General features: G+C 76.3%; 3 protein-coding genes. All 3 read right to left on the bottom strand.

The window, feature by feature from the left end; all coding sequences use genetic code 11:
- Positions 1-600 (bottom strand): alpha/beta fold hydrolase (locus tag AB0J52_RS30565; RefSeq protein WP_500186135.1); only part of this gene is annotated, 600 nt, incomplete at its 3' end.
- Positions 601-609: 9 nt separating this feature from the next.
- Complete coding sequence (locus AB0J52_RS30560) at positions 610-1,008, bottom strand: acyl carrier protein (protein ID WP_500186134.1); 399 nt, start codon at positions 1,006-1,008, stop codon at positions 610-612.
- A partial coding sequence (locus AB0J52_RS30555) for an acyltransferase domain-containing protein (protein WP_500186133.1) occupies positions 1,005-4,002 on the bottom strand: 2,998 nt, incomplete at its 5' end. The genes AB0J52_RS30560 and AB0J52_RS30555, both read right to left, overlap by 4 nt.

Here is a 4,002-nt window from a genome sequence, read left to right as displayed (position 1 = left end):
GTGCCGCCGGGCGGCGGGCAGCGCCTGGCCGACCAGGTCGGCGGCGGCGCGGAACGGCGACCCCGACCCGACGACGGCGAGCACCGGGAGCCCGGCGAGCTCGGCCAGCTCCGCCGCGGTGACCGGCGGGTCGGCCGCGAGGTCGGACGGCAGCGACGTCAGCGTCAGCAGGTCGGTGACCGACCTCTGCACCGCCTCCGGCACCGAGTGGCCGCTGAAGTCGGGCTCGACGAACGGCGGGTCGACGAGCGCGAGCGCGGTCGTCCGGCCGGGATGGGCGCGGGCGAACCGGACCGCGACCGTCGCGCCGTAGCTGTGCCCGGCGATCGCGAACGGCGGCAGGTCGGCGGTGAGCGCGGCCAGGTCGTCCGCCATCGTCGCGGTGTCGTAGCCGGTCGGGGTGCGTTCGGTGAGGCCGTGGCCGCGCCAGTCCGGCAGCCGGACCCGGCGGGTGCGGGCGAGGGCGGGCGCGGCGGTGAAGAACCAGGACGCCGCCGAGCCGGTGAACAGCCCGTGCAGCATCACCACCGGCGACCGGCCCGTGTCCCGCCCGAGATCCACCACGTGGAACCGGATGCCGCGGGCGCGGACGTAGGCCATGCCGTCCCCCTACGCGTACGCGGCGGAGGCGCCGGGGACCGCCGGCGCTCCCGGGGCGGCGGGCGTTCCGGACGTTGCGGACGCGGCGGGTGTTCCGGACGCGGCGCAGGCGGTGTCCCCGGCCGGGGCGGCGAGCCGCGCGGCGATGTGCGCGGTGAGGTCGCCGACCGTCATGTTCATGATCTGGTCGAGGTCCATCCCGGCGATGAACGCGGCGAACTCGATGCGCGGGCCGTAGTGCCGCTGCAGCTTCTCGGCCAGCGCCACGAACTCGATGCTCTCCAGCCCGAGGTCGGCGTTGAACGCGGTGTCCGGGCCGACCGCCTGCTCCAGCAGGAAGTCCTCCCCGACCACCTCGGTCAGCATGGCCACGACCTCGGCGAGGACGTCGTCGTTTCCTGCGGTCATGTGCTGTTCTCCCCCTGGTAGCGGTTGAAGCCGTCCCCATCGTCCGGGTCGTCGTCGGGGGCGTGGTCCGGGGCGTCGTGCGAGTCGTCCGGGGTGTCGTGGCCGTCCCCGCCGCCGGGCGGGAGCGTCCAGGTCACGACGTGGCCGTCGCACTCGCGCGCGGCCGTTCCCGGGGATCGCTGTTCGGGACGGCCGTCCGGCTGGACGCCGATGGGCACGACCTCGATACGGCACGGCTGCCCCGGCGCGCGGACGAGCGCCACGCCGAGCTCCTCGGTCTGCGCGACGGACAACTCGGGCAGCGCCCCACCGAACAGCCCCCGAGCCGCGCCGTCCGACGTGGCGCAGGGCGCGGGGACGGTCGTGTAGGCCGCGCGGGGACGGCCGGAGGGGTCGTCGGCGATGGTGATCTCGGCGGGGAACAGCGGGCCGTGCCCGCGTTCCCAGAGCCAGTGCCGGACGGCGTCCTTGGCGGCGATCCGGCCGAGCAGCCACGGGCCCTGCTCGCGCGGCGTGAGCGCCTCGTACGCGGCGCGCTCGGCGGCGTTCAGGTACTGGCGCATGAGCATGTCCCGCGAGGAGCCGTTGCCCCAGTGCCGGCGGGCCAGCGTCCAGCCCTCGGGCTGCGGCTCGGCGACGCCCGACAGCTCCGGGGTGAACTTCATCCGCCAGGTGGTCTCGTCGGTGTGGAAGCGGCGCGTCGTCCAGCCCTCGATCCGGCCCCAGAGCCGGCCGTCCGGGCCGGTCACCTCGGCGTCGCAGCGCAGGGTGGCCGCCGTCAGGGCGCGGCTGCGGACGGTGACCGGGAGCCGCGCGGACGGCGGCGGAAGCGGCCCGTACCAGGTGACGCGGTCGATGCCGGTCGGGTAGACCGTCTGGTCCCGCTCGCCGTTCACCTGGATCCAGTGGCCGCAGAGCTGGCCGACGTTGTCCAGCAGCGCGCCGGGCGTCGGCAGCGCGGCCAGCACGCCGCGCGCGCCGTCCGCGGCGAGCGCGGAGATCTCCAGGACGCCCTGGTAGAGCGGCCCGTGGAACATCCAGCGCTCGGCGTAGAGCCGGTCGGCGGGGACGGGCGGCGGGCTCTCGCCGGTGAGCGGCGTCCGGTCGGGGCCGGGCGGGCGCGGGTAGTGCGGCGCGAGCAGCACGACCCCGTCGGTGTGCCCCTTGATGACGACCTCGACCCGGTGCACGCCGTCGCCGCCGGCCTCCAGCAGCCGGGCCGAGACCTCGGTCTCGGTCGGCGGGTCGGCGGTGACCCAGCGCATCGCCCGGACCTCCTCCAGGCCGACGCAGACCAGGTCGGGGAACAGCTCGCGCGCCGCGTCCGCCATCACCTCCAGCAGGGTGGTCAGCGGCACCACCGGGAACCGGTCGGACACCTCGGGCCAGTCCACCGGCTGCGGGATCAGGCAGTGGTCCGCGACGTACGGCATGGTGGCCAGCGAGAACACGCGCCGGACGGTCAGCCGGGTTGGGCGCGGCTGCGCGGGGACCAGCGGCGGCACCGGAGGCACGGGAGGCACCGGCGGGATCCCCGGGAGGTCCGGGGGCCCGGACGCGGCGGAGGCCCCGGGCGGCGCGGGCGGTGCGGGTGGTGTGGCGTTCTGGAAGGCGTCCATGATCTGGGTGGCGCTGTCCACGGCCTCACGCAGGAACGCGTCCAGCTCGGCCGTCACCGGATCGGTGCCGGGCAGCGCGGGGCGCTCCCCCGGCAGCGTCGGCCGCTGCCCCGGCAGGATCGTCCGGTCCCCGGGCCGCGGCTGCTCATCGGTCACGGTCAACGGTGGGACCGCGCCGTCCAGCCGGACGATCGGGACCCCGAGGTCCAGCTCCATCGCGCCCGGACCGGACGGGACGACCGGCGGCGCGGCGGCCGGGCCCGCGCCGTGCCCCTCCGCCCACAGCGCGGCGGCGACGCGGCGGATCTGCGCCATGCCGTCCCGCTGGGGCACGTTCACGGCCATTGCGAGATGCTCGCGGTCGCCCAGCCGGTCCCCCACGAAGCCGGTGATGCTGCCCGGTCCGACCTGCACGAACGCGCGGACGCCGGCCCCGTGCAGCTCCTCCACCAGCTCGCTGAAGCGGACCGGCTCCAGCAGGTGGCGCGCGACCAGCTCGCGGATCTCCGCCTCGGTCTCCGGGAACGGCGCGACGGTCGTCGCCGACCAGAGCGGGATGTCCGGCCGGTGCAGGGACAGGGCCTGGAAGGCGGGCCGGAGCTGCTCCAGCAGCGGCGCGGCCATTGGGGTGTGGAAGCCGGTGCGGAACGGCAGCTCCTGGCCCAGCACGCCCTCGGAGCCGAGCCGCCGCAGGATCTCCCGGACGGCCGCGGGTTCTCCGCAGACGACCGACTGGTGCGGGCAGTTGTCATGGCTGACCACCACGTCCGTGCGGGTGCCGAGGACCTCCAGGGCGCGGTCCGCGCCGCAGCCCAGCGCGCCGTACGCGACGTCGGGGATGCGCAGGTCGCCGGAGTCCAGGGCGCCGACGAAGGTCTCCATGGCGTCCGGCGGGTTCATCCCGGCGACGATCATCGCGGTCCACTCGCCGAGGCTGTGCCCGGCGGCGACGTCCGGGCGGATGCCGAGCTCGGCGAGCGCCGCCGCCAGCAGCCGCCCGACGGCCATCACGTCGGCGGCGTGGCCGAGCAGGTCGGTGCGTCCGGTCAGCGCCGGGCGGAGCAGGCCGAAGTGGTCGGCCACGTCCTCCACGCGCGGTTCGAAGGACGGCTCGAAGCCGGGGAACAGGAACGCCAGCCGTCCCCCGGCGGCGAGCAGGGGCCGCGGGGTGAACCAGATGTCGCTGCGTCCGCGCCAGGGGGTGCCGCGGTCGGCGACGGCGCGGGCGAGGGCGAGCCTGCGGGCGTCGGGGGCGACGATCGCGAGGCGGCAGGGCAGGTCGGCGGGCTCGCGGTCGCACCGCGCGAGCAGTTCCTCGTCGGGGGCGCGCAGCAGGCCGGCGAGCTCGGCGGCGTCACGGGCGGCGAGCCTCTGG

It is taken from the genome of Spirillospora sp. NPDC049652 (assembly GCF_040675125.1).
Classification (GTDB): Bacteria; Actinomycetota; Actinomycetes; order Streptosporangiales; family Streptosporangiaceae; genus Spirillospora.
This window is presented reverse-complemented; position numbering and strand designations above follow the sequence as displayed.

Excerpts from the sequence above, each read along its gene's own strand:
- AB0J52_RS30560 (WP_500186134.1), bottom strand. The coding sequence starts at position 1,008 with ATGACCGCAGGAAACGACGACGTCCTCGCCGAGGTCGTGGCCATGCTG.